The organism is Proteiniborus sp. MB09-C3 (assembly GCF_030263895.1).
Lineage (GTDB): Bacteria > Bacillota > Clostridia > Tissierellales > Proteiniboraceae > Proteiniborus.
The window spans coordinates 2,900,354-2,926,606 of sequence record NZ_CP127161.1 but is presented as its reverse complement, the minus strand read 5'-3'; the positions used below and the strand labels follow the sequence as shown (position 1 = coordinate 2,926,606).

The window sequence follows — 26,253 nt, the reverse complement described above, 5'->3', positions numbered from 1 at the left end:
ATATAATACTAGATGTAGAAGGATTATATATTTTAGAAAATGAGGTGAACTTATGAAGGTTTATTTAGATAATAGCTCTACAACTAGGCCAAGAGATGAGGTAATAGACGAAGTATGTCATATGTTGAAGGTCCAATACGGAAATCCATCATCTTTACATAGAATGGGATTAGAAGTTGAAAAAAGAATAGAAAGCTCAAGGAAAACAATAGCAGATTTTTTGAAATGTGATAAAGATGAAATATTTTTTACGTCAGGTGGCACTGAATCAAACAATATTGCTGTTCAGGGCATAATAAACAAAAATATTAGAAGAGGAAATCATATAATTACAACTAAATTCGAACATTCTTCAGTATTAAGCATAGCAAAGCACTATGAAAGTAAAGGCTTAAAAGTGACATATCTAGATTTAGATGAATATGGTATGATAAATTTAGAGCAATTAGAAGATAGTATTAATGAAGGAACTATTCTTGTTGCTATAATGATGGTAAATAACGAGATAGGAAGCATTCTGCCCATAAATGACATTAATGAAGTAATAAAAAGTAAAAATAAAAACACCAAAATTCATGTAGATGGAATTCAAGCCTTTAGTAAGCTTGATATTGATTTAAGAAAGCTTAACATAGATACATTTTCTTTTAGCAGCCATAAGGTTCATGGCCCTAAAGGAGTAGGCGGGTTATATGTTAAAAAGGATGTTATACTTGAACCTATAATCTATGGAGGGAATCAGGAAAGAGGTATAAGGTCAGGCACTGAAAATGTACCAGGAATTATAGGCTTTGGAAAAGCTGTAGATATTCTAAAAGAAAAATATAAGAAGGAAGCAGAAGATATAAAAAGAGTAAAGGACTATTTTGTAAAGAAGATAATAGATAATATAGAGGATGTAAAAGTAAATAGTCTTTTAGATGACAGATGTGCTCCTCATATATTAAATGTTTCATTTATTGGTGTTAGGGGAGAAGTATTATTACATTATCTAGAGGATAACGGAGTATACGTATCCACAGCGTCAGCTTGTTCTTCTCATGGAAAGGGAAAGAGTCATGTACTCAAGTCTATAGGATTAAAGGATGAGGAGATAGAAGGAGCCATTAGATTTAGCTTTTCACATTACAATACACTAGAAGAAATTGATTATGCTGCTCAAACATTAGAACAATCAGTAAAGGATATTAGAAGAATAACTATGAGGTGAGAATATTGGATAAGGTAATAAGCGTTAGCTTTGGTGAAGTTGCTTTAAAAGGACAAAATCGTTATTTTTTTGAGAATAAACTTGTAAGAAATATAAAAAACATTGCAAGAGGAATGGGAGAAACTAAAGTATATAAGGAGCAAAGTAAAATCTATATTGAAGCAGAAGAAGAGTATAAAGAGGAATTGATTAAAAGATTAAGAAGAATATTTGGTATTGTCAATATTAGTCCTAGCTATAGAATAGAAAAGGATATAGATGAAATTAAAAAGCACTCATTAAAGCTGCTAGAAGAAGTAAGAAGCAAGAGAGGAATAAAAACATTTAAGGTTGATGTAAATAGGGCGGATAAAAGATTTCAGCCTAATTCAGTTGAGCTTGCAAAGGAAGTTGGGGCGTATATTTTAAGCAATTCAGAAGGCTTTACTGTAGATGTACACAATCCAGAGGCATATATATATATAGATATTAGAACTAATTGCTATATATACACTGAAAAGATTAAGGCATTTGGTGGATTGCCAGTAGGTACAAATGGAAAAGGACTATTGCTTTTATCAGGTGGCATTGACAGTCCTGTGGCAGGCTTTATGATAGCCAAAAGAGGAGTAGAAATAAGCGCCGTTCATTATCATAGCTATCCATTTACTAGTGAAAGGGCAGAAGAAAAGGTTAAGGCTCTAGCCGAAATATTGACTAATTATTGTGGGAAAATAAAATTGTTCAGTGTTAATCTATTAAATATTCAAAAAGAGATTAACGAAAAATGTCCTGAAGATGAGATGACTATTATTTCTAGAAGATTTATGATGAAAATAGCAGAAAAAATAGCTATGAAAGAGGAAATAGATGCTCTGATTACTGGGGAGAGCCTAGGGCAAGTAGCTAGTCAAACAATTAAAGGCATTAATGTAACTAATTCTTCAGTTAAATTGCCTGTATTAAGACCGCTAATAGGAATGGACAAGGTGGAAATAACAGAAATATCGAAAGAAATAGGTACATTTGAGACTTCAATTCTTCCATTTGAGGATTGCTGTACAGTATTTCTACCTAAACACCCCGTAACAAGACCTAAACTAGAAGATATTGAAGAATCGGAAAAAGCCTTAGATAATGAAAAGCTTGTAGAGGATGCAATAGATAAAATGGAAGTTTATGAAATAAGGCCTTAATATAATATTAGGAAAACTTGAATTTTTGTAGTATTATATTATTAAAGTTAATAATATGTAATTAGTGGTTAAGAAATATTTTATAGAAATTATAGTAAAGGAGAATGATATTATGAGACCAGGATTAATTATATTAGCTGTAATACTTGCAATAGTAATAGCTTTTGGCTTTGTTATCGCAGGCAGCTATAACAATTTAGTGAGGTTAGATGAAGAAGTTAATGCTAAATGGGCACAAATAGAAAATCAATTAAAAAGAAGAGCAGATTTAATACCTAATCTAGTAAATACTGTGAAGGGCTATGCAGCTCATGAAGAAAATGTATTGTTAGGAGTTACACAGGCTAGAAGCAAGCTTGAAACTGCTAAAACTCCAGGTGAATACGCTGCAGCAGATGCTCAGCTTACAACCGCACTAGATAGATTAAATGTAGTAGTAGAAGCTTATCCGGAGCTTAAGGCTAATGAGAACTTTATAAGATTCCAAGATGAGCTTGCAGGAACAGAAAATAGAATTGCCGTATCTAGAATGGATTATAATGAATCAGCAAAGGTATTAAATAATAAAGTGAGATCATTTCCAGCGAATATTATTGCAGGTATGTTTGGCTTTGAACAAAGGGAATACTTTGAGATAAGTGAGCAAGATAAAGAAGTTCCAAAAGTAAACTTTTAGCAGGTGACGTAAATGAAAAAAAACAGATTAACCCTTTGTTTTCTGTTGACGATTCTTTTACTCCTAGTAGGTGTTAATGCCTACGGAAGTGGATTTAAGCTTCCAGAGCCAAGCAGGTATTTTTATGTATATGATGAGGCAAATATCATAGATAGTTATCTTGAAGATTATATAATAAATACTAATGAACAGCTTTATAGTGAAACTGGAGCACAAATAGTAGTTGCCACATTAAATTCACTAAATGGAAACAGTGAACAGGAGATTGCAGTCCAGCTTTTTAGAAAATGGGGCATAGGCAGCGAGGAAAAAAACAATGGTGTTTTAATTCTTGTAGCTCCCAATGAGAAAAGGCTGTGGATTGAAGTAGGCTATGGACTAGAGGGAGCTTTGCCAGATGGAAAAGTAGGCGAAATTAGAGATAAGAACATGTTTCCTTACTTTAAGGAAAATGACTATAATACAAGCATACTAAAAGGCTTTGATGCTATATTATCTGTAGTAGCTAATGAGTATGATATAGAACGTCCTGATAGTTCAAAATCTCAAGGAAATTATGATGATTACGATGAATATTATAGTACTGGAATTGGTATAAAGCCTATAGTAATAGTCATAGGTATTATAATATTTTTATTTATTGACTTTAGATTTTTCGGTGGAATGCTTACTATGATGTTACTCAGGTCTTCATCAAGAAGAGGTGGTTTTGGTGGAGGCAGAGGAGGACGAGGCGGCGGAAACCGCGGAGGAGGAGGTTCCTCTGGAGGAGGAGGCGCTGGTGGAGGATGGTAGGGCGTAGATGATAATTTCTACGCTCTTTTCCTTTTAAGGAAAGCCTCCATATAAAAATAATGGTTATAATTATTATTTAATGGGTAATAATAAATTGGAAAAGCAAATGCAAACTATTTGCATTAATAGGAGGATAATATGTTGAAAATTAAATCAATCAAGAAAATATCTTTAATGACTATAGTATTTATGCTTTTACTAAGTGGCTGTAATATAGAAGAACCTAGACAAAATAAGGGCGATATACTAAGGGTTTATGCAAGCTTTTATCCAATTTACTTTGCAGCAGAGAAAGTTGGTGGAGAAAGGATAGAATTATATTCTGTTATACCAAACGGTTCTGAGCCTCATGATTATGAGCCTTCAATGAGAGAAATTTCAAATGTAGAAAATGGAGACATGTTTATTTACAATGGAACAGGAATGGAGCCTTGGGCTGAAAAACTATCTAATAGCTTAACTGAAAAAGGCATTAAGACAATAAATTTGAGCGAATATGTTGATCTAATAAAAATTGAGGAAGAAGATGAGCATGATGAACATAATCATGATGAACATAATCATGGCTTATATGATCCTCATATCTGGCTTGATCCAGCTAATATGGATAAGATGGCTCATCAGATAATGATAGAGCTTATAGAGTTAGATAAAGCAAATGAAGACTTTTATAAGAAAAATTATGAGAATTTTTCAGAAAGAATAAAAGAATTGGACATAGCTTATGATTCTCAGCTTAAAGATAGGAGCAAAAACACCATATTAGTTTCACATCAAGCCTTTGGCTATTTGACTAAAAGATATAACTTGGAGCAGGTTTCAGTTACAGGTATAACTCCTCATGAAGAACCTAGCCCAAGAACTCTTGCCAACCTTATGGATAAAATAAAAAAAGAAAACTTTGAATATATTTTTCTAGAAAGCTTAGCAAGCCCAAAGGTAGTAGAGTTATTAGCTAAAGAAGGAAATCTTAAAGTATTAGAGCTAAATCCAATTGCAGGACTTACAAAGGAACAGCAGGATAAAAATGAAGACTATTTTTTTTTAATGGAGCAAAACCTTGAAAACTTAAAAAAGGCATTGGTGAGATAAATGAGTGAGGAAATAGTAAAAGTAAACAATTTAAGCTTTGGATATGAAAAAAATTTGGTTCTTAGCAATATAAGCTTTGAAATAGATAGAAAAGATTATATAGGAATAGTAGGGGCAAACGGCTCAGCTAAAAGCACATTATTAAAGCTAATGATGGGCTTTCTTAAACCTAATGATGGCAGCATAAAGATATTTGGTTCTGATATTGGAGACTTTAAAGAGTGGAATAGAGTTGGATATCTACCACAAAATGCAAGAAATTTTAATACTAAATTTCCAGCCACAGTAGAAGAAGTAGTTGGAAGTAGTCAGTATTCTCAAATGAATATTTTAAAAATATTGAATAAGAAAATAAATAAAGCTACAATAGCTGCATTGGAGGCTGTAAATATGGTTAAGTTTAAGGACAGCCTTATAGGTAATCTCTCTGGGGGACAACAGCAGAGAATTTTTTTGGCAAAACTCCTTGTAAATAATCCAGAAATAATATTTATGGATGAACCTCTAATAGGAGTAGATACAGAATCTCAGAATATTTTCTTTAGTATGATAGATAAATTAAATAAAGATTATGGAATAACCATAGTGATTGTTACACATGATGTTGGTACATTACAGAATAGAGCAAATAAAGTATTTCATCTAGATAGCGGAAAAATAAGTATTAGAGAGGAAGGACAGTAATGAGTATTTTTTCATATCCATTTATGCAAAGAGCATTATTTATCGGAATTATCATATCTATAATAAGTTCTAGTATGGGGCTTTTTTTAGTACTGAGGAGGTTATCAATGGTAGGGGATACCCTTTCTCATACTGCTTTAGCTGGCGTGGCCATAGGAATGATTACTAATATTTACCCACTATATACAGCTATAGTTACTACTTTGGCAGCATCCTTTGTAGTGGAAAAGCTTCGAAAGGAATATAAGGAATATGCAGAGCTTTCCCTTGCCATAGTCATGGCAGCTGGAATAGGTGCAGCTAGTCTACTCATCAGTATAGGAAAAAATAAAACTATAGGAATTATGAATTACATGTTTGGTAGCATATCCTTAGTTACAGAAGATGATTTAAAAATAGTTACTTTTTTAGGTATAATCATTATTGCTGTAGTACTAATATTCTTTAGAGCATTATTTTATATGACATTTGATGAAGCTGATGCGAAATTAAGGGGTATACCAGTGAACAAGCTAAATCTTTTATTTGCTATGCTTGTAGCTATTACCATAACATTATCTATGAGGATAGTTGGTATTTTATTGATTTCATCTATGATGACAGTGCCAGTAGCTACTAGTATCCAAATAGCTAGAAGCTTCAAGCAAGCATTCATTTATACTAATATTTTTGGTGTGCTTTCCGTTTCCATTGGATTAATAGCTTCTTTTTATTTAGATGTAGCACCAGGGGGATCAATAGTAATTGTATCTTTGCTACTACTGTTCTTAGTTATCCTTGTTAAAAGCCTGTATATGAAATTAGTAAAAAAGACTACTAATACAGTAAATGGAGATGTTTATGATGGATAAAACAAATGCTTTATACGAAAATATACAAGAAAAAGGATACAAGCTTACGAATCATAGGAAAACAATATTAGATGTCCTTATAGAAAACAAAGATTATTTGCTAGAACCATCAGAGATATTTGAAAAGGTTCTTAAAAAAAACAAAGATATAAATTTTTCAACTATATATAGAAATCTTGAGATTTTTCTTAATATAGGCATTGTAAGAAAGATAAGTCTGGAAAATGGAAAAGGCTATTACCAGATTATCTTTGAAGACCATCATATTCATAGTATGATATGTAAAAAATGTGGGAGAGTAGAGACACTTAAATCCTGTCCCTTTGAAAAAATTGATATGACTATATTTGAAAAGAAAGGATTTCTTCCAGATTCACATAAATTTGAGATTTATGGATTTTGCAAAGAATGTTTATTAGATAAAAAATAGAGCTTATATGAAAGAAGCTCTATTTTTTATTTGTTATTAGAAACTAGATATTATACAGGTTTAAAGACAAAAAAATATTTTTTTATTTCTATTGACTTTTCAAATATATTTTGATTATAATATACTAGTTAGAAGTAATAGTTTAGTAATTATAAACAAAAAGTTTAATAAAGAGCTAATTTAACAAGGAGGATTTTTTGTGAAAATAGGTGAAAAAATTAGGCGACTTAGAGTTAAGAGCTCTTTAACCCAAGAAGAATTAGCAAATAGGTGTGAACTTACAAAAGGATTCATATCTCAGCTGGAAAGAGATCTCACCTCTCCATCAATAGCTACTTTAGTAGATATATTAGAAGGGTTAGGAACAAACCTTAGAGATTTTTTTAATGAGATAGAAGATGAAAAAATAGTCTTTTCAAAGGATGATGTATTTGTAACTGAAAATGACGAGTTTAAATATACTTTAAACTGGTTGATTCCAAATGCTCAAAAAAACCTAATGGAGCCAATACTTTTAGAACTAGAGCCAGAGGGAAGCTCTAAAGAAGATTATCCCCATGAGGGTGAAGAATTTGGATATGTTTTATCAGGTACAATCTCTATACACATAGGAAATGAAAAGTATAAAGCAAAAAAAGGTGAAAGCTTTTATTATAAAGCTCATGCTAATCATTATATAAAGAATATTGGAAAGACAAAAGCAAAAGTATTGTGGGTGAGCACACCACCGAATTTTTAATAGCTAGGGGGGATATAATTGGAGAATAATATTATTATCGATTTAAAAAACATTTCTAAAGAATATGATGAAACAGTAGTACTAAAGGATATTAATCTCTATATTAGAAAAAATGAGTTTTTGACCTTGCTTGGTCCAAGCGGTTGTGGTAAAACCACTACACTCAGAATCATAGGAGGCTTTGAACAGCCTACAACTGGAGACATAATTTTTGAAGGGAATAAAATAAATGATGTTCCCCCATTTAAAAGACAAATTAATACGGTATTTCAAAAATATGCACTATTTCCTCATATGAATGTATTTGAAAATATAGCATTTGGTCTTAAAATAAAAAAGGTACCAAATGATGAAATAAAAGATAGGGTGCAGAGAATTCTTAAATTAGTTAACCTAAGTGGCTTTGAAAAAAGAGATGTTGATTCATTAAGTGGTGGTCAACAGCAAAGAATAGCCATAGCCAGAGCATTGGTAAATGAACCAAAAGTATTGCTTTTAGACGAGCCCCTAGGGGCATTAGATTTGAAGCTTAGAAAAGATATGCAAATAGAGCTAAAGGACATGCAAAAAAGAGTTGGAATTACATTTATATATGTAACTCATGATCAAGAAGAAGCCTTAACAATGTCCGACACTATAATAGTAATGGACAAAGGTAAGATTCAGCAGATTGGCACACCAGAGGATATATATAATGAGCCTAAAAATGCGTTTGTTGCAGACTTCATAGGTGAAAGCAATATAATAGAAGGTACTATGGTGAGGGATTTATTAGTTGAGTTTGCAGGCGCCCAATTTCCATGTGTTGATAAAGGATTTGGAGAAAATACTCCTGTAGATATTGTCATAAGACCTGAAGATATAAAGGTTGTACCTGAAAAAGAGGGAATGCTCACTGGATTGGTGACATCTGTTACATTTAAAGGAGTTCACTATGAAATGATGGTACAAGAAAAAGACAGGGAATGGATGATACACAGTACAGTAATGGAGCCAGTGGGCTCACACATTGGCATGGTAATTGACCCTGAAAGTATTCATATTATGAAAAAGGTGGGTGAGAGATGAAAAAGAGCGCAGCTTCTTTCCCATTTTTGATTTGGGTGACTTTGTTTACAATAATTCCGCTTTTGTTAGTACTGCTTTTTAGTTTTACAGAAGGGAATATACAAAACATAAAAGAAATGAAGTTTACATTGGAAAATTTTAAGAGGTTTTTACAGCCAAATTATATTAGTGTATTAGGACGTTCTGCAGGACTTGCTCTAATATCAACGATAATTTGCTTTGTACTAGGTTATCCCATGGCCATGATATTATCAAGCATGGAGCCAAAGAAAAGAAATTTTTGGGTGCTTTTATTCATTGTACCTATGTGGATGAATTTTCTATTGAGAACATATGCTTGGATGACGCTTTTAGGGAAACAAGGACTGATAAATGGATTTTTAGAATTTTTAGGATTGCCTTCATTAAATTTATTATATAATAATGGCGCAGTTATTCTTGGTATGGTCTATAACTTTTTACCATTTATGGTACTGCCAATATATACAGTGCTAAGTAAAATAGATAAAAGCATTATAGAGGCGGCAGAGGATTTAGGGTCAAATAGAATAACTGTTTTTAGAAAGATAATTTTTCCCTTAAGTATACCAGGAGTAGTTTCTGGCATAACTATGGTATTCATGCCAGCAGTTAGTACATTTGTTATTTCAAGGCTGCTAGGTGGAAATAGATATATGCTCATAGGCAATTTAATAGAGCAACAATTCTTGACAGTGTACGATTGGCATTTTGGTTCTGCCATATCTATCATTATGATGGTAATGATACTTATTGCCATGGCATTTATGGAGAGGTTTGATAAAGATAAAGAGGGGGGCAGGATATGGTAGAAAAATGGATAAAAAGATTCTATGCATTTTTACTTTATTTATTTCTTTATGCCCCAATTATAGTTTTAATAGTATATTCCTTTAACAGCTCTAAATCAAGAGGGAGTTGGGACGGTTTTACTCTGAAATGGTATGTCGAATTATTTAAAGATAGACAAATAATGAAGGCCTTATATTATACAGTATTAGTAGCGTTTTTTTCATCAGCAATAGCAACAGTAATAGGTACCTTAGCTGCTATTGGAATACACAATGCAGGCCATTTTAAGAAAAAAATATTATTGAATTTAAACTATGTCCCTGTTTTAAATCCTGATATAGTAACAGGAGTTGCTTTAATGTCGCTTTTTGTATTCGTTGGCAAGCAATTAGGACTAGTAACTATGCTACTGGCACATATTACGTTCAATATTCCCTATGTGGTATTATCAGTTTTACCAAAGCTTAAGCAATTGAACAAGCACTTAGCGGAGGCAGCAATGGATTTGGGAGCAACACCATTTTATGCCTTTAGAAAGGTAGTATTGCCGGAAATAATGCCAGGAATTATTTCTGGGGCTTTAATTGCCTTTACTATGTCAATAGATGATTTTGTTATTAGCTTTTTCACTACTGGTTCGGGAGTGTCAAATTTATCTATAACGATATTCTCGATGGCAAGAAGGGGAATAAATCCTAAAATAAATGCTCTTTCAACTCTTATGTTTTTAAGTGTTTTGATTCTTCTTCTGATGATAAATAAAAGAAGTTCATTAGAAATTAAAGGAAAGGATGATGTAGCTTGAAAAGAGGTTTGAGATTATTATCTTTAGTTTTAGTATTATCAATAGTTTTAATTAGCACTGGTTGTAGCAATCAAGACCAGATTGTACTCAATGTGTACAATTGGGGAGATTATATAGATGAGTCAGTTATTGATGAATTTGAAGAAGAATATAATATTAAAGTAAACTATGAAGTTTTTGCTACAAATGAAGAAATGTATGTAAAAATCAAATCTGGTGGAACAGATTATGATGTTGTATTTCCTTCAGACTATATGATTGAAAAAATGATTAAAGAAGATTTATTGCAAAAGCTCGATATGAATAATATACCTAATTACAAAAACATTGATGATAGGTTTAAAAATCTAGACTTTGATCCTAACAATGAGTACTCAGTGCCTTATATGTGGGGAACTGTAGGAATATTATACAATCAAAAAGTAGTAAAAGAGCCTGTAGACAGTTGGAATATACTATGGGACAGTAAGTACAAGGGTCAAATATTAATGCTTGATAGTCAAAGAGATTCTATAGCTGTAGCCCTAAAGAAACTAAATTATTCAATAAACACTAGAAATGTAAATGAGTTAGAGGAAGCAAAAGCAGAATTAATAAAGCAAAAGCCTTTATTATTAGCTTATGTAGGTGATGAAGTAAAGGATATGATGATAGGCGAGGAAGCTGCCTTAGCTGTTGTTTGGTCTGGAGATGCAGTGTATATGATGGAGCAAAATGAAGACTTAAGATATGTAGTGCCAGAGGAAGGCAGTAACTTTTGGTTTGATAATATAGTAATACCAAAGGCAAGTAAAAACAAAAAAGAAGCAGAATTGTTTATTAACTTTATGAGTAGACCAGATATAGCACTTAAAAATACTGAATATATAGGGTATTCTACTACAAATAAAGAGACTATGAAGCTATTAGCTCCAGAGGTAATAAACAATGAAGTAGCATATCCTAGTGATGATATAATAAATAATTGTGAGGTTTTCCTAGATTTAGGAGAGTTTATAAAAGAATACGATAAAATATGGACTGATGTAAAAAGCTAAACCACGGAATATCCGTGGTTTTTTGCATTGGTTCTAGCCTATAGATGATTAAATTTATAACAAAGGGGTAATTAATAAAAAGAAGTATAACTACATACGTAAAAAATTTGTTAGGAGGGATTTTGTGACATTGAAATATGTTATTATTGGAAATGGAATTGCAGGCTTATCTGCAGCAAAGGAAATTAGGAATATTGACAAAGAAGGAAGCATAACTATTATCACATCAGAGGAGTACTTTACATATTACAGGGTAAAGCTTTCCCACTATATAAGTAAATCATTTAATGATGATGAGCTTTTAGTAAATAAAAAAAGCTGGTACGATGAAAATAAAATTGATGTCATATTAGGAAAAATTGTAGAAAAAATAGATACAAAAAATAAGAAGGTTAAGTTAGATGATGGCAAGGTTGTTGAATACGACAAGCTGTTATTAGCTAATGGAAGCAGACCTTTTGTGCCTCCAATAGGTGGAAAATTTAAAGATGGCGTGTTCGCACTAAGAACTCTAAAGGATTTGAAATATATAAAGGGATATTTTAATTCATGTGAGGATATTACTGTAATCGGTGGAGGGCTTCTAGGTCTTGAAGCAGCATGGGCAATAAAGGAACTAGGTAAGAAGGTAAATGTTGTAGAGTTTTTCCCTTATCTTCTTCCTAGACAATTAGATAAAGAGTTAGCAGACATAGTTTCACAAAAATTAAGCGATAATGGAATAAATCTATATTTTGATGCTGCCGCAGAAGAGATATTAGGAGAAGTAAAAGCAGAGGGTATTAGATTCAAGGATAATAGAGAGATCAAAACAGATGCAGTTCTTTTCTCGGCTGGTATCAGACCAAATATTGATTTAGTAAGAGATACAGCTATAGATTTTGATAAAGGAGTAAAAGTAGATAGTTTTTTGAAAACTAATATTGAAGATGTATATGCAGCTGGAGATATAGCAGAGGTGAACGGTATAGTTTTAGGACTATGGACAGCTGCAAATGATCAAGGTAAAATCGCTGGAGCTAATATGGCAGGAGCTAGCAAAGAATATAAGCATCCAGAGCCTTTTACTACACTTTCTATAGGCGATATATCTCTTTTCTCAGTAGGAAATATAAAGGATTTTACAAATGCTTTGAAATATGATGACAAAGATGCTCACTACAGGCTATTTGTGACTGATAATAAATTATCTGGTGGTATTCTTCTTGGAGACTTATCTAAGATGTCAAGTGTAAGAAAGGCAGTGATTGGCAATAGAGATATATCAGAATATATTAATGAAGGCCTTAGCTGTAAAGAAATCATTGAGAAGCTTTAATAAAAAATTAGGAGATAGAATGATTCTATCTCCTAATTTTTTTGTTCTTCATTGCTTTGTTTCTTGAATTTTGGGAAAATATGTTCGTATTTCAATATTAGTCCTGTAGCCATGGCAGTTATAGGAATGGCCACTATTAATCCAATGCTTCCTACTAATGCTCTGACAATTTCTGTTGCTATCATATCTAAGTTTAATATTTTAATTAGAGGCGTATCATAGGCCATAAAAAGTAGCAGTAATGGCACAGAACTTCCTGTATAAGCTAATATTAGAGTATTAGACATTGTTCCCATAACGTCTCTTCCTATATTTAGCCCTGAGGCAATTAATTTACTTGGAGGCATTTCAGGATTTAAGTTTTTCATTTCATACATAGCAGAGGCTATTGACATGCCTATATCCATTACTGCTCCTAGAGTTCCGATTATTATACCTGCAAACAAGAGCCCTCTATAATCAAAATTAATCTGTTGAGGAATAAACATGAGCATACTAGCTTCCTCGCTGCTTAATCCAGTCAATTTGACTAAAGAGCCAACAATATAAGCTAAGATTCCTGCTGATACAACTCCACCAATGGTGCCTATAATAGCGGAAAAAGACTTAATATTAATTCCAGCAATTATGATAAAGGTTACTGAGGTGATTATAGTAGCTGATAAAATAGCTACCCATATTGGGTTAAATCCCTTAAGTATCATAGGAAGCATGAGTTTCATCACTACTGCTCCAGTTATAGTTAGTGAAATAACAGATTTAACTCCCTTCATTTTACCTATCAGTATCAGTAATCCTATAAAAACAAATAGAAGTAAGGCAGAGTATTTATCTCTAGCAAAATCAGCAACTGAGATCTCTGGAACACCATTTTCATCTTCTTCTATGTCTAATATTACATTATCGCCTTCTTTAACTATGATATCAAAGACAGGATTTCCACTAACATGGTTTTCAATAATATATTCCTCATTTTTATATTTTCCACTAGTAACTCTAATCTTTATTACCTGCTTGTCGATGTTAAGCTGGCCCGTATTATTTTCATCAGTATTCTGTAAATCTGATAATACTTCCATTACCTTACCTCTAGCATAGAAATAACCAACTTCTGAATTATCATATTCATCTTCGGCAAAACTAAAAGAAGAGCAGAGTAGAAGCATTGCTACAATTATATAAGAGATTCTTTTCAACAAAATTCCTCCTTAATCAGTTTTTTTACATTATATCATAATGAATAGAAAAATACATTTTCTTGTTTACTATATTGTTCATAAATACAACTTGAATCAGGTTCTAGTATCTGGTACTATTAACATATACTATAATAGGAGTGAGGATATATATGAGAAAAATTCAGATTGTAACAGACAGTACAGCATATTTTAAAAAAGAAGATTCTAATGAAAAAAATATTAATATAGTACCTCTTTCAGTACATTTTTGTGGTAGTGTAAATAAGGAGGGGTTTGCAGGTGAATTTAAGGATTTTTTTGATAAGCTAGAGAATACAAATGAATTTCCAACAACATCTCAACCAGCAGTAGGAGACTTTGTTGAAGCATATAAAAAAGCACTTGAGCTAGGAGAAGAAATAGTCACTATAGTTATTTCCTCTGAGCTAAGTGGAACATATAATAGCGCTAGATTAGCAGCTGATATAGTAGCTTCAGACAAAATAACTGTAATAGATTCAAAGACGTCTGCTGGAAATCTAAAATTACTTGTTGAAATTGCTGTTCAATTATCAGAACAAGGATTATCAGGGAAGGAAATAGAAAGAGAAATAATAAAACAGAGAGAAAACATGAACATCAATCTGACTGTAGATACATTAGAGTATTTAAAGCGTGGAGGAAGATTATCTAATACAACGGCCTTTCTCGGAACTTTACTCAATATTAAACCTGTAATCGGGCTAGTTGATGGCAGGCTAGTTCCTGTAGGAAAGGAAAGAGGAAAAAAGAAGGCTATGGAAGCTATCATTTCTATGGTTCCTGAAAATGTAAAGAGAATATCCATAGCTCATGTTCAGAATATAAGTGAAGCACAGCAATATAAAATTGAACTAGAAAAGAGATTCTCAAATGCAATAATTACAATAGATGAGCTTGGCCCTGTAATAGGCTCACATATTGGGCCAAAGGCCATAGGATTATGTTCAAGCTGGTAGAGAGAAAAATCACTATATAATATAGTGATTTTTTTATACTTGTATGGTATTCTCATATTTAGAGGAGGTTTTGCTATGCTGGTATCACTAACTGAATGCAGGAGTTATGATTATGATAAGGTAAGGGAATCTATTAATAAAAGCTTTAATAATCTTGGAGGAATAGAGAAATATATTAATAAAGGAGAAACTGTACTTTTAAAGCTAAATTTACTGATGAAAAAGAAACCAGAGGAAGCCACTACAACTCATCCCATGTTTGTCAAGGCATTAGCTGAGATATTAATAGAATACGGTGCAAATGTAGTTATAGGTGATAGCCCTGGAGGTCCTTTTAATGAGAGAATTCTAAAAGGAATATATAAATATTGTGGAATAGATAAAATTGCAAATGAAATAGGAGCAGAACTAAACTACAACACAAATTCTGTAGAAGTGAAAAATGAAAAGGGTAAGATATTAAAAACTATGGAAGTAGCGGAAATGGTAACAAATGTTGATAAGATTATATCAGTATCTAAGCTTAAAACTCACGGTATGATGCTATTTACAGGGGCAGTAAAAAATATGTTCGGTATTATTCCTGGACTGCATAAGGCAGAATACCATTTTAAAATGCCTCATATAGAAGATTTTTCAGAGGCACTATTAGATATTTGCTTGTACGCTAATCCGGTACTGTCTTTTATGGACGGAATAGTAGGCATGGAGGGAGCAGGACCTTCTGCAGGAGAGCCAAAGGAAATAGGTGTAGTATTAGCTTCTCCATCACCTTGTCATCTAGATGTTGTAGCTACTACAATAGTAAATATAGACCCATTAAAGGTTCCCACTATTTTAAGAGCTGTAGAAAGGAAAATAATCAAGGGAAGCTTAGATGACATTGAACTCATTGGTGATAGCATAGAAGGGTTTAAAGTAAATGATTTTAAGGCACCAACCATAAGAAGTGTTCATTTCATTAAAGATAATAAGCCTTCTCTTATAAGAACTTTGTCTAATAGGCTATTGCAGCCTAAACCAGTTTTTCATCATAAGGATTGTATAGGCTGTAGAGATTGCGCAAATAACTGTCCCGCAAAGGTTATTGAAATGGTTAATAAAAAGCCAGTTGTAAATTTAGGGGGCTGTATAAGATGTTTTTGCTGTCAGGAGCTTTGTCCTGAGAAAGCAATCCATATACACAGACCTGCATTGATGAAGCTGTTGTCAAAGCTATAAATTATTGCAATAAATAGGAGTGATATATAATTTTGTATAAACTCGAAGTCAAATTACCCCAAAAAAGTTATCCTATATTAATAAAAAGAGGTATCATTAATGATATAGGAAATGAAATAAAGAAAGTTTTTAACAATAAAAGAATTATCATAATAACAGACCATAATGTACAGAGAATATATGGCGAGGCATTGTCAGAGAATCTCAAATCTTATGGATTTGAAGTGAATACTATTTCTGTAGAAGCAGGAGAGAATAGTAAATCCTTGGATGTGCTAACTGATGTCTATAACCAGCTGTTAGATGCTGGAATGACTAGAAAAGACATGATAATAGCCTTTGGGGGAGGAGTTGTAGGTGATTTAGCAGGCTTTGCAGCTGCTACCTTCCTCAGAGGTATTAGATATATACAAATCCCTACATCCCTATTAGCGCAGATAGATAGCAGTATTGGAGGTAAAGTAGCTGTAAATCTATCAAGAGGCAAAAATTTGGTAGGCAATTTTTATCATCCTGAGGCAGTATACATAGATCCAGATTTATTAAAAACCTTACCTGAAAGATTTTTGCATGATGGAATGGCAGAGGTTATAAAATATTCATGCATAAAAGATAAGGAGCTATTTAATAGGCTTAGAGAAATTAATACGGAGTTAGATTTATTCACAATAATTAATGAAATTATATATAGCTGCTGTAATATAAAAAAAGGAATAGTAGAAAAAGACGAAAAGGAAGCAGGAGAGAGGATGCTCCTAAACTTTGGGCATACCATAGGCCATGCCATTGAAAAAGCCTTTAATTATGAAGGATACACTCATGGAGAGGCAGTGGCTATAGGGATGTACTGTATTGTTCGAAAAAGTGAATCTATGGGTATAACGAAAGAAGGCACCTCAGATTCGATAAAAGAGCTTTTAGTTAAATTTAAACTGCCTTTTGAGCTACCTAAAATAGACTTCAATATACTTTTAGAGGCAATAAATTTAGATAAGAAAAGCGAAAGTGAATCTATAAATTTAGTTTTAATCAATGAAATCGGAGAAAGCTTCATAAAAAAGATAGAAAAAGAAAAAGTGGCTCAGTATCTATTTTCGTAAATTACTGTTAGACTGTGCCAAAACTGTCATCCTGAGACGGACAGAATAAGCCTTACTCATGAAGGATCTACCCATGAAGAAATCCTAAGCTGAGAATTGAAAACGAGATACTTCACTACGTTCAGGATGACAAAAAAAGTTATCTGGTATGCAGTCGAAGAATCTCGTATTTAACTGAGAACTGTATAAAGGAGGACTCGATATATGAATTGTATTAAGATAACACCTTCACCGCTAAAAGGTAGTATTAATATCCCGCCGTCGAAGAGTCTAAGCCATAGAGCAATTATATGTGCAGCATTAGCGAAGGGAACTAGCCATATAGAAAACATAATTTTTTCGGAGGATATACTAGCTACTTTAGAAGGAATGAAGGCTTTTGGTATGAAGGTAGTAGATATAGACACCAATAAGGAAACTAATAGAAATAGAATAACTATAGAAGGTAAGGGCTATATAGAAAAGCTAAAAGAAATAATTGATTGTAGTGAATCAGGTTCTACTCTCAGGTTTTTAATACCAATTGCATGTCTATTAGGAGAAAAAATCATATTTACTGGTAAAGGAAAGCTTGTAGAAAGACCACTGACTTCATATTATAAAATATTTGATGATCAAGGAATTAAATATTCAAACGATAATGGCAGGCTTCCTCTTAGTATAGAAGGAACACTTAAACCTAAAAGATTTGAACTAGAAGGCAATATAAGCTCCCAATTCATTACAGGACTTATGTTTGTATTGCCCCTGTTGTCAGGGAATTCCACAATAGAGATAACAACGAGACTAGAGTCCAAGGGATATATTGACTTAACCTTAGATATGCTGCATAGATTCTCTATCAATATACAGAATGATAATTATAGTAGATTTTATGTCCCAGGAAATCAGAACTATGCCCCATCAGATTATAAAGTAGAAGGAGATTTTTCTCAAGCAGCATTTTGGATGGCCGCGGGGACATTAAATGGCGATATTGCCATAAATAACTTAAATCAAAACTCCCTTCAAGGAGATAAGGAAATATTAAATATAGCAGCTGCAATGGGTGCTAATATCATATATACGGATGAGCACATAAGAGCAATTGATTCACAGATTAAGGGAATAGTAATAGATGCTTCCCAGTGTCCAGACTTAGTGCCAATCTTAGCTGTTCTTGGAGCCTTAAGTAAAGGAAAAACCAAAATAGTCAATGCACAAAGAGTGAGGATAAAGGAATCAGATAGGCTAAAGGCAATAGCAAGTGAGTTAAATAAAATAGGTGCTGATATAGTAGAAACTGAGGATGGACTTAATATAAATGGAGTGGATACATTAAATGGAGGAGTAGTAGACAGCTGGAATGATCATAGGATTGCTATGGCTTTAGCAGTGGCCTCTACTAAATGCAGAGAACCTCTAATAATTAAAAATAGCAATGCAGTAAATAAATCATATCCAGAATTTTGGCAGGACTTTGTAAGATTAGGTGGTGTTATAGATGAGTGGAATATGGGGAAATAAATTAAGGCTGTCAATTTTTGGAGAATCCCATGGAGAGGGAATTGGAGTAGTAATTAATGGATTGCCAGCTGGATTAGAGATAGACTTTGAGTTAATTGATAAGGAAATGAAAAGAAGAGCACCAGGGAGAAATAAAATATCATCTCAAAGAAAGGAAGCAGATTCTGCTCAAATAATAAGTGGATATTTTAATAATAAAACTACTGGAACGCCTTTATGTGCTATTATCCGTAATAAAGATAATAGATCTCAAGACTATGACAAAACAAAAGAACTATTACGTCCAGGACATGCTGATTATACTGGTTATATAAAATATAAGGGCTTTAATGATTATAGAGGAGGAGGACACTTTTCTGGCAGGCTAACAGCTCCCTTAGTTTTTGCAGGTGCTATTGCAAAACAAATTCTAATGCAAAGTAATATAGTCATTGGAAGCCACATCTCAAGCATAGGCCATATACAGGATGACTTCTTTGACTTAGTAAAGGTCGATGCTAAAACCTTGAATCAATTAAGTAAAAAAGATTTCCCTATAGTAAATGATGAAAAGGGAGAGGAAATGATAGAATTAATTGAAAAAGTTAAATTGGAGGGGGATTCTATAGGTGGAACTATTGAGACAGCAATTTTGAACCTACAAGCTGGATTAGGAGAACCATTTTTTGATTCAGTAGAAAGTAAGCTATCCCATTTGTTGTTTTCAATTCCAGGTACTAAAGGCATAGAGTTTGGAAGAGGATTTGAAATTGCAAGGTTAAAGGGTTCTCAGGCTAATGATGAATATTATATTAAAGGTAGTGAAGTAAAGACTTATTCAAATAACAATGGTGGTATTTTAGGAGGCATAACCAACGGAATGCCTGTTATATTTAGAGCTGCAATAAAACCAACCCCATCTATAAGCCTTAAGCAAAAAACAGTAGACATAAAGCATATGACAGATACTGAAATAGAAATAGAAGGCAGGCATGATCCATGCATAGTACCTAGAGCAGTACCTGTAGTAGAAGCTGTATCTGCATTAGCTGTATTAGACTTGTTAATGGAACAGGGAGGAAAATTCAATGAATGATTTAAAAAAGTTCAGGCAAGAAATAGATGAAATAGATAATGAGCTCATAGTGCTTTTTGAAAAGAGAATGAAAATTGCAAAGAGAGTTGCAGAATATAAAAAGGATAACAATATGCCCATATATGATGAATCAAGAGAAAATGAAATAATCAAGAAGAATGTTGAAAAACTAGATGACAAAAGCTTAAGTAACGAGCTAGAGATATTTTATAAAATGATTTTTAAGATAAGTAAGGATATACAGAAAAAAGAAATAGATGATGGCAAATAAAATTAATAGATATTATAGATGATATGAACCTCAAAAATTCACCATATAGAAACTGGGAGGAAAAAGATTGAATAGTTTTGAAAAAAATATATCCTTAATAGGAATGCCTGGCTGCGGCAAAACAACCATAGGAAAGATGTTAGCTCAGAGACTTGGAGTTGACTTTTACGATAGTGATAATTACATAGAAAAAATTACTGGTAAAAGTATTTCAAGAATCTTTCAAAATGGAGAGGATTATTTTAGACAATTAGAGACTGAATCCATAAAGGAATTGTCTTTAAAATCACATATAGTAATGGCAACAGGGGGAGGAGTTGTAAAAAGAATTGAAAATATCGAAGCGCTGAAAAATAATGGGATAATTATTTTTATTAATAGGCCTTTAGAAAATATAGCTGAGGACATAAATACAGAAGAAAGACCTCTACTGAAAGATAAGAAGGAGAACTTGTACAGGCTTTATGATGAGAGAATAGAATTATATAAAAAATACTGTGATTATGAATTAATGAATGATAAGACCATAGATTGTGCTGTCAATGATATTATCTTAATAATTGATTATCACAGCAGATTGAGCAGGTAAGGTTAAACCATGTTATTATATCTTGTAATACACTGTTTTGCTGGAAACCTCCTATTTGTTATTTTACTATTGATTGGTGTGTGTAGGATAAAATTAAAGCAATGGAGATGATACCTTGAAGATTCTTATTGTGAATGGACCTAATATAAATCTATTAGGAATTAGAGAAAAAGGCATATATGGAAATACTTCCTACGAAATGCTTTGTGAAAAACTGAAAGAAAATGCAAAGGAACTTTCCCTAGATATAGATATAATTCAAAGTAATATAGAAGGTGAGATAATTAATTACATCCAAAATGCCTTAAGGACTTATGATGGTGTAATAATAAATCCTGGTGCATACACTCATTATAGTATAGCCATATATGATGCCATAAAAGCAGTGAATATACCTACTATTGAAGTGCATATAAGCAATATATATAATAGGGAAGAGTACAGAAGAAAATCTGTAATAGCTCCTGCATGTATAGGACAAATCAGCGGTTTTGGAATATATGGATATACTATGGCGATGATAGGGATGAAAAACTATTTAGAAAATCTAGACAAATTATAATTTTTTTATAACAAAGACATTGGGTTTTAGTAATTTTAGTGCTTTAAACTCAATGTTTTTTTATATGCCTATAAAAGCAATAAGAATTATCTATATGAGAGCTACATTCTATGGAAAATTTCAATAGTCATATGCTTCCTATTCAATTGTTAATAGATTACCTATCTGCTAAACTATTTATGTACTTGTAAAATAAGACATTAAGCAATTATTGACAATATAAAAACAACCTAAAATAAAGGGGGCAATTTCAATGAGACCAGAAATAATGGCAGAGGTAGAGGGGCTAAGAGGAGTCAACTCAGTAAAAATTAAAGAGGCTAGTGAAGCAGGCAAAAAAGTAGTAGGAATGTACTGTGTATTTTCACCACAAGAAATCGCAATGGCAGCAGATGCGATTACTGTCAGCCTTTGTGGTACAATACAAGCACCAATAGAAGAAGCTGAGAAAGAACTTCCAAGAAACTTATGTCCGCTTATCAAATCAAGCTATGGATTTGCTATTACTGATAAGTGTCCATATTTTTACTTCTCAGATGTGCTATTAGCAGAGACAACCTGCGATGGAAAGAAAAAAATGTATGAGCTGATGTCAAAGCTAAAGCCAATGCACATCATGAATCTTCCTCAAACTGCTAATGCTGAAAATTCTCTAGAGCTATGGAAAAAAGAAATGATCTATTTTAAGGAGTTTTTAGAAAAACAATTTGGAGTAGAGATTACAGATGATAAGTTAAGGGCTGCAATTAAATTATTGAATAGAGAAAGAAAAGCAATGAAACGACTTCATCAACTAAATGCTCATAAACCAGCACCTTTATCAGGAATGGATATGATGCTAGCTCAATGGCTAAAAGGCTTTAATGTTGACAAGGAAGCGGGAATTGAATTAATAGAAAGATTAACTAAAGAAGTTGAGGAAAGAGTAGAAAAAGGAATTTATGCCTTTGATGAAAATGCACCTCGTATTTTATTGACAGGATGTCCTATAGGAAGCGGCTCAGAAAAGGTACTTAGAATACTTGAGGAATCAGGAGCCAGCGTTGTTGCTTTAGAGAATTGTACTGGATACAAAGGTTTAGATGTACTTGTTGATGAAGATAAGGATCCTATTACAGCTTTAGCAGAAAAATATCTATCTACTCCATGTTCATGTATGACAAACAATAATGGCAGACTTGATTTAATTGAAAGACTTGCCAAAGAATATGAAGTAGATGGTATAGTAGACTTAACATGGCAGGCATGTCACACATATAATATTGAATCCTTTACAGTTAAAAACTTTGCAAAAGATGTACTAAATCTTCCTTTCCTTCAAATAGAAACGGATTATTCTGATTCTGATGTTGGACAAATAAAGGTAAGGGTAGAGGCATTTTTAGAAGGAATAAAATAGTGAAAGAGAGCCTTGTGGCTCTTTTTCAAGTTGTAAGATACAATTTGAATGTCATAGCAATTGCTTTAGAAGGAGGGGTTAAATGTACAGTGTTGGAATTGATGTAGGCTCTGTAGCTGCTAAAGCTGTAGTATTTGATGGTCATGAAATAGTTGCTAAGGAAATAATACCTACGGGCTGGAGTCCGAAGGAATCAGGAGAAAAGCTATTTGAAATGGTAACATCAATGGCAAGAGTAGATAAAAATGAAATTAAGTCCATAGTTGGAACTGGTTATGGTAGAGTTGCACTGTCATTTATAGATAGAAAGGTAACTGAAATAACTTGCCATGGAAAGGGTGCCCACTTTATAGATTCAAATATAAGGACCGTTATTGATATCGGCGGTCAAGATAGCAAGGTAATAAAGCTAGATGAAAAAGGCAATATCATCGACTTTTTGATGAACGACAAATGTGCTGCTGGAACTGGACGCTTTTTACAGGTAATGGCTCATGCACTAGAAATAGATGTAAGTGAATTATCACAAATTGGAGAAGGCGCAACCCCTGAAACCATAAGCAGTATGTGTACTGTATTTGCAGAATCAGAAGTAATAAGCCTAATGGCAAGCGGAGCATCAAAGGAAGGCATAGCAGCAGGATTGCTACAATCCGTATGCAGTAAAACCTATACTCTTGTAAGCAAGGTAGGAGTTCAAAATAAAGTTTTCTTCTCTGGTGGTGTATCAAAAAACTATTTACTAAGAGAATTCTTAAGCAAAAAATTAGGAGTAGAAGTTTTTTCATCAGAGCTGTCACAATATCTAGGAGCCATTGGTGCAGCAGTAATTGGTTATAGAGATTAGATACTTCGATTAATTGGATCTTCCAATATAGAAATGATATAACTTCCTTAATTTAACAGGTTTTTGACCCGTGGCAAAAGCAGTGTAAAAAATGAAATTATTTAATCATTAAACTCATGGATTTATTAATATATGCTTTAAATCAACCAATTGAACTGACATATAGATTATCAGTCAAGTATGACGGTTGATTTTTTTTATTTACCAAAAAAGGAGCTTCGCTAACTGATTCAGTGGTTTTGCGACACTCCATTTTATCTTAGAGATTTTGAGGAGATAAGTATATCAATCTATATATAATTACCCCCATATAGTATTAATGAAATAATCAATATCTATAGATTGTATAAAATCCTCAATGCTTTCAATTTCTTCAATATTAAAAGTAGATTTTAATATTTTATTCGTAATATTATCAATGTCTACTGTAATAATAGCTCCCTTTAATAATGATATATTATAGATATTTCCACTAACTTCTTTTTCAGTTCTTATACCACAAATTATTTTTGTATTTTTGTCATACTCTAAAGTATATTCTTGATTTCCCAGTATAATAGTTTTAGTTTCAAATTCGCTTTCAAATTCACTTTTAAATTGTGAGCTACGAATAACTGTTATTCTAAAAGCATTGTTATCTGCTGTACCATTTTTCTCATATAAAATATCTATACGAGATATATTTTCTTTATCCATATTCAATTTATATTCTTTTCCAATCTCATATGAATCTTTATCTAATAATAAGTTACCAATCTTAATAAAACCATCGTTTACTATTGCTATTGTACTATCTATTATATTTACTTTTAAAAAATCATATCCGTTGTATCTTTCTGGTAGTTCTAAATCTGCATAAAAGTCTTTAATTGATTGCAAATCGCTGAAACTACCAATTGTGTTGATTACTGTAAGTGGTTTATCTTCTAGAATAATGATTTTATAACTACCAAAGGGCATGTCTTTTTTTGCTTTTGAGTATGCAATCATAATATTATTGTCTTCTGATTCAATTTCTTCATTTTTAGTTATTGAGTATTGGAATAATCCCTCTGTAGAAAAAATACTTGTTTCTTTAGCTATTATGAAATCATAAAGGACATCTGTTAACTGTGCAATGTACTTAATATCTACCCCTGATACAGTATCCCTAGTAGTGTGTATGTTGTCAATATTTAAATTACCTAAGTTTACAGAAGGAATTTGAGATTGTGAAAATGATATATGATCAGATATTAAGTCAGTGCCTTCAATCACTGAGTTAAGCTGATTTTGTTCAAAGAAATTCAACAACTCGGTTATTAATGGACCACTTACCTCTTCGTCACCAGCTATGGCTAAAATATCATCGCCTTTTATTCCGATAGAATCTATATTAATATTTATAATTTGAGAATATATTTCCTGAGTTTCTTTAACAAATGCTCTGCTTCCCTGTAGATTAGATTCTTCGCCGTTAAAAGCACAGAATAATATATCGTAGCTAGGCTTGTTTTCATTATAGTATAATTGCAGTTTTTTCGCCAGTTCCATAAGAGCAGACATCCCCGAAGCATTATCAATAGCTCCAAAGAAAATTTCATCATCAGATAATTTGCCAACATGGTCGAAGTGAGCTGAGAGAATAATTGCTTTTTCATTATTATGTCCTTCTATTTTTCCTATAACATTATGAGCTTGGATTTCTTGAATATCAGTTTCTTGAAATATACGTACTATAGCTCTAGGATTACTTAAAAACTCATCATAGACTTGTGGAGTGACTTGGATAACAGGAATTCCCTTTTCTTGCATGCTCAAGTACTTCTTAAAGATTTGTGCTTTGACCAAAATAGCTTTAGGCTCAATATTCTTATTTTCATTTTTATAGTATTCTGATAATCTATCCAAGTCGTCTATAATTAAAATGGATTCATTTATATTTTTATCATATAAATCAAATACTATTGGATAGTTTATATCTATACTAGATATATTCTTTTGTTCTAAGAAATCTATACCATAAGCCAGTTCTTTTATATTATCTTTTGAAAATTCAATTTTCAGGATATGTTTTTGCTTTTCTGGTGGCAAGTATATATGCTTGTATTCATGAAGATAACTTTCTTCTATGTAGGGCTTCAATCCTATATCCATAAATGCATTGACAATAAGCTCTTGGGCCATTTCATTTCCCAGAGTTCCAGTTAATCTTCCACCTAGATTTTTAGATGCAAGAATAGATACAGTATCCTGAATATTTGAGTTAAGGCTGTCTATTGTCTTATTAGCAGTACAAGATGTTTGTAACATTATAACCAGACATGCAAGGATAAACCTTTTATACTTCATTTAGTATCCCTCCTTGTTATATAGGAATTTGTAGACAAGATAATTATAACATAAATTTGTATATTATTTAATATAATGACATATTTGCCATACAGCATAGGAAATGGGTTATTCTGTATGAAAAAGAGAATGTTAAGTCTTTTATTACTTTAGTACTTATTTTTACAGTATTTTCAGTTTCTTATGCTAATGAAGATGACTATCTAAATGGTATTATTACACCTAACTATGTGCCCTGTGATTTTACTGGAAAGCAACATGTTTATGTAGATGGTCAAAGCTGGACAGATATTGAAGTTTCCACTCACTGGCACGCATTAAAAGATGCATATGATGAAATTGTTTATTCAAGTTGTACTATATACAAGGAGTACATATGCACAGAACAAAGATGCCCTTGTGGTGTAAGTAAGACTAAAAAACGTTTGGTAGATCAACTCCATGTGCTCGATTAAAATGAAAACAAATCTGTCATAGAATACTAAA

The 26,253-nt window shown here is 32.4% G+C and carries 26 protein-coding genes; 24 read left to right on the top strand and 2 right to left on the bottom strand.

Translation table 11 applies throughout. From position 1 onward, the window contains the following. The first annotated feature begins 52 nt into the window (after window positions 1–52). From QO263_RS14335 to QO263_RS14270, 14 genes are all read left to right on the top strand, one after another. On the top strand, window positions 53–1,210 hold the full coding sequence (locus tag QO263_RS14335; RefSeq protein WP_285622874.1) for a cysteine desulfurase family protein: 1,158 nt from the start codon (window positions 53–55) through the stop codon (window positions 1,208–1,210). Next, window positions 1,207–2,385 (top strand): tRNA uracil 4-sulfurtransferase ThiI, encoded by a 1,179-nt coding sequence (gene thiI / locus QO263_RS14330; RefSeq protein ID WP_502928670.1) that lies wholly within the window; start codon window positions 1,207–1,209, stop codon window positions 2,383–2,385. The genes QO263_RS14335 and thiI overlap by 4 nt, the downstream gene beginning before the upstream one ends. A 112-nt stretch (window positions 2,386–2,497) precedes the next feature. Continuing rightward, window positions 2,498–3,061, top strand: a complete 564-nt coding sequence (locus QO263_RS14325; RefSeq protein ID WP_285622869.1) for a LemA family protein — start codon at window positions 2,498–2,500, stop codon at window positions 3,059–3,061. Between the two features lie 12 nt (window positions 3,062–3,073). Beyond that, window positions 3,074–3,856 carry a TPM domain-containing protein gene (locus QO263_RS14320; RefSeq protein WP_285622866.1) on the top strand — a complete coding sequence of 261 codons (783 nt, stop codon included), beginning with the start codon at window positions 3,074–3,076 and terminating at the stop codon, window positions 3,854–3,856. Window positions 3,857–3,994: 138 nt separating this feature from the next. Further along, window positions 3,995–4,948 carry a metal ABC transporter solute-binding protein, Zn/Mn family gene (locus tag QO263_RS14315; RefSeq protein WP_285622864.1) on the top strand — a complete coding sequence of 318 codons (954 nt, stop codon included), beginning with the start codon at window positions 3,995–3,997 and terminating at the stop codon, window positions 4,946–4,948. Continuing rightward, the gene (locus QO263_RS14310) at window positions 4,949–5,632 is read left to right on the top strand and encodes a metal ABC transporter ATP-binding protein (RefSeq protein WP_285622861.1); all 684 of its coding nucleotides are present in this window, start codon (window positions 4,949–4,951) and stop codon (window positions 5,630–5,632) included. Beyond that, window positions 5,632–6,483, top strand: coding sequence for a metal ABC transporter permease (locus tag QO263_RS14305; protein WP_285622858.1), 852 nt, complete (start codon window positions 5,632–5,634; stop codon window positions 6,481–6,483). The genes QO263_RS14310 and QO263_RS14305 overlap by 1 nt, the downstream gene beginning before the upstream one ends. Beyond that, entirely contained in the window at window positions 6,476–6,913 is a 438-nt protein-coding gene (locus tag QO263_RS14300; RefSeq protein WP_285622855.1) for a Fur family transcriptional regulator, read from the top strand. Before QO263_RS14305 ends, QO263_RS14300 begins: the two co-directional genes overlap by 8 nt. A 199-nt stretch (window positions 6,914–7,112) precedes the next feature. Next, the gene (locus QO263_RS14295; protein ID WP_285622852.1) at window positions 7,113–7,652 is read left to right on the top strand and encodes a helix-turn-helix domain-containing protein; all 540 of its coding nucleotides are present in this window, start codon (window positions 7,113–7,115) and stop codon (window positions 7,650–7,652) included. An 18-nt stretch (window positions 7,653–7,670) separates the two neighbouring features. Further along, complete coding sequence (gene potA, locus QO263_RS14290) at window positions 7,671–8,720, top strand: spermidine/putrescine ABC transporter ATP-binding protein (protein ID WP_285622849.1); 1,050 nt, start codon at window positions 7,671–7,673, stop codon at window positions 8,718–8,720. After that, entirely contained in the window at window positions 8,717–9,550 is an 834-nt protein-coding gene (locus QO263_RS14285; RefSeq protein WP_285622846.1) for an ABC transporter permease, read from the top strand. Before potA ends, QO263_RS14285 begins: the two co-directional genes overlap by 4 nt. Beyond that, entirely contained in the window at window positions 9,544–10,335 is a 792-nt protein-coding gene (locus QO263_RS14280) for an ABC transporter permease (protein WP_285622843.1), read from the top strand. Before QO263_RS14285 ends, QO263_RS14280 begins: the two co-directional genes overlap by 7 nt. Before the next feature lie 41 nt (window positions 10,336–10,376). After that, window positions 10,377–11,372 (top strand): ABC transporter substrate-binding protein, encoded by a 996-nt coding sequence (locus tag QO263_RS14275; RefSeq protein WP_502928724.1) that lies wholly within the window; start codon window positions 10,377–10,379, stop codon window positions 11,370–11,372. Between the two features lie 124 nt (window positions 11,373–11,496). Continuing rightward, a complete protein-coding gene (locus QO263_RS14270; protein ID WP_285622839.1) occupies window positions 11,497–12,690 on the top strand; it encodes an NAD(P)/FAD-dependent oxidoreductase in 1,194 nt (397 codons plus the stop codon). Between the two features lie 32 nt (window positions 12,691–12,722). Here the strand turns inward: QO263_RS14270 and QO263_RS14265 are convergent, their stop codons facing one another. After that, a complete protein-coding gene (locus tag QO263_RS14265; RefSeq protein WP_285622837.1) occupies window positions 12,723–13,886 on the bottom strand; it encodes a YibE/F family protein in 1,164 nt (387 codons plus the stop codon). Between the two features lie 152 nt (window positions 13,887–14,038). Here QO263_RS14265 and QO263_RS14260 point away from each other — a divergent pair, with 152 nt between their 5' ends. The 10 genes from QO263_RS14260 to QO263_RS14215 all read left to right on the top strand — a co-directional run bounded on the left by QO263_RS14260 (window position 14,039) and on the right by QO263_RS14215 (window position 23,436). Then, window positions 14,039–14,866 (top strand): DegV family protein, encoded by an 828-nt coding sequence (locus QO263_RS14260; protein ID WP_285622835.1) that lies wholly within the window; start codon window positions 14,039–14,041, stop codon window positions 14,864–14,866. A 75-nt stretch (window positions 14,867–14,941) separates the two neighbouring features. Then, the gene (locus QO263_RS14255) at window positions 14,942–16,087 is read left to right on the top strand and encodes a DUF362 domain-containing protein (RefSeq protein ID WP_285622832.1); all 1,146 of its coding nucleotides are present in this window, start codon (window positions 14,942–14,944) and stop codon (window positions 16,085–16,087) included. Between the two features lie 32 nt (window positions 16,088–16,119). After that, on the top strand, window positions 16,120–17,187 hold the full coding sequence (gene aroB, locus QO263_RS14250) for a 3-dehydroquinate synthase (protein ID WP_285622829.1): 1,068 nt from the start codon (window positions 16,120–16,122) through the stop codon (window positions 17,185–17,187). Window positions 17,188–17,391: 204 nt separating this feature from the next. Continuing rightward, window positions 17,392–18,693, top strand: coding sequence for a 3-phosphoshikimate 1-carboxyvinyltransferase (aroA, locus tag QO263_RS14245; protein ID WP_285622825.1), 1,302 nt, complete (start codon window positions 17,392–17,394; stop codon window positions 18,691–18,693). Then, entirely contained in the window at window positions 18,671–19,768 is a 1,098-nt protein-coding gene (gene aroC / locus QO263_RS14240; protein WP_285622823.1) for a chorismate synthase, read from the top strand. Before aroA ends, aroC begins: the two co-directional genes overlap by 23 nt. Continuing rightward, window positions 19,761–20,039: a chorismate mutase gene (locus QO263_RS14235; protein ID WP_285622821.1), complete on the top strand. Its 279-nt coding sequence runs from the start codon at window positions 19,761–19,763 to the stop codon at window positions 20,037–20,039. Before aroC ends, QO263_RS14235 begins: the two co-directional genes overlap by 8 nt. Before the next feature lie 67 nt (window positions 20,040–20,106). Continuing rightward, window positions 20,107–20,628, top strand: coding sequence for a shikimate kinase (locus tag QO263_RS14230; protein ID WP_285622818.1), 522 nt, complete (start codon window positions 20,107–20,109; stop codon window positions 20,626–20,628). Window positions 20,629–20,743: 115 nt separating this feature from the next. Beyond that, entirely contained in the window at window positions 20,744–21,190 is a 447-nt protein-coding gene (gene aroQ / locus QO263_RS14225; protein ID WP_285622816.1) for a type II 3-dehydroquinate dehydratase, read from the top strand. A gap of 253 nt (window positions 21,191–21,443) precedes the next feature. Then, window positions 21,444–22,589: a double-cubane-cluster-containing anaerobic reductase gene (locus QO263_RS14220; protein WP_285622814.1), complete on the top strand. Its 1,146-nt coding sequence runs from the start codon at window positions 21,444–21,446 to the stop codon at window positions 22,587–22,589. Window positions 22,590–22,671: 82 nt separating this feature from the next. Next, window positions 22,672–23,436 (top strand): acyl-CoA dehydratase activase, encoded by a 765-nt coding sequence (locus tag QO263_RS14215; protein WP_285622812.1) that lies wholly within the window; start codon window positions 22,672–22,674, stop codon window positions 23,434–23,436. A 300-nt stretch (window positions 23,437–23,736) separates the two neighbouring features. Here the strand turns inward: QO263_RS14215 and QO263_RS14210 are convergent, their stop codons facing one another. Further along, window positions 23,737–25,767 carry a M28 family metallopeptidase gene (locus QO263_RS14210; protein WP_285622809.1) on the bottom strand — a complete coding sequence of 677 codons (2,031 nt, stop codon included), beginning with the start codon at window positions 25,765–25,767 and terminating at the stop codon, window positions 23,737–23,739. Window positions 25,768–26,253: the final 486 nt, after the last annotated feature.

Bases quoted from the DNA above. Each gene is read 5' to 3' on its own strand.
- QO263_RS14300 (WP_285622855.1), top strand. From the start codon at position 6,476: ATGGATAAAACAAATGCTTTATACGAAAATATACAAGAAAAAGGATAC.
- QO263_RS14215 (WP_285622812.1), top strand. From the start codon at position 22,672: ATGTACAGTGTTGGAATTGATGTAGGCTCTGTAGCTGCTAAAGCTGTA.
- QO263_RS14315 (WP_285622864.1), top strand. From the start codon at position 3,995: ATGTTGAAAATTAAATCAATCAAGAAAATATCTTTAATGACTATAGTA.
- QO263_RS14325 (WP_285622869.1), top strand. From the start codon at position 2,498: ATGAGACCAGGATTAATTATATTAGCTGTAATACTTGCAATAGTAATA.
- QO263_RS14285 (WP_285622846.1), top strand. From the start codon at position 8,717: ATGAAAAAGAGCGCAGCTTCTTTCCCATTTTTGATTTGGGTGACTTTG.
- QO263_RS14235 (WP_285622821.1), top strand. From the start codon at position 19,761: ATGAATGATTTAAAAAAGTTCAGGCAAGAAATAGATGAAATAGATAAT.
- QO263_RS14320 (WP_285622866.1), top strand. From the start codon at position 3,074: ATGAAAAAAAACAGATTAACCCTTTGTTTTCTGTTGACGATTCTTTTA.
- QO263_RS14220 (WP_285622814.1), top strand. From the start codon at position 21,444: ATGAGACCAGAAATAATGGCAGAGGTAGAGGGGCTAAGAGGAGTCAAC.
- aroA (WP_285622825.1), top strand. From the start codon at position 17,392: ATGAATTGTATTAAGATAACACCTTCACCGCTAAAAGGTAGTATTAAT.
- QO263_RS14280 (WP_285622843.1), top strand. From the start codon at position 9,544: ATGGTAGAAAAATGGATAAAAAGATTCTATGCATTTTTACTTTATTTA.
- QO263_RS14305 (WP_285622858.1), top strand. From the start codon at position 5,632: ATGAGTATTTTTTCATATCCATTTATGCAAAGAGCATTATTTATCGGA.
- QO263_RS14210 (WP_285622809.1), bottom strand. From the start codon at position 25,767: ATGAAGTATAAAAGGTTTATCCTTGCATGTCTGGTTATAATGTTACAA.
- aroC (WP_285622823.1), top strand. From the start codon at position 18,671: ATGAGTGGAATATGGGGAAATAAATTAAGGCTGTCAATTTTTGGAGAA.
- QO263_RS14260 (WP_285622835.1), top strand. From the start codon at position 14,039: ATGAGAAAAATTCAGATTGTAACAGACAGTACAGCATATTTTAAAAAA.
- QO263_RS14310 (WP_285622861.1), top strand. From the start codon at position 4,949: ATGAGTGAGGAAATAGTAAAAGTAAACAATTTAAGCTTTGGATATGAA.
- QO263_RS14255 (WP_285622832.1), top strand. From the start codon at position 14,942: ATGCTGGTATCACTAACTGAATGCAGGAGTTATGATTATGATAAGGTA.
- QO263_RS14335 (WP_285622874.1), top strand. From the start codon at position 53: ATGAAGGTTTATTTAGATAATAGCTCTACAACTAGGCCAAGAGATGAG.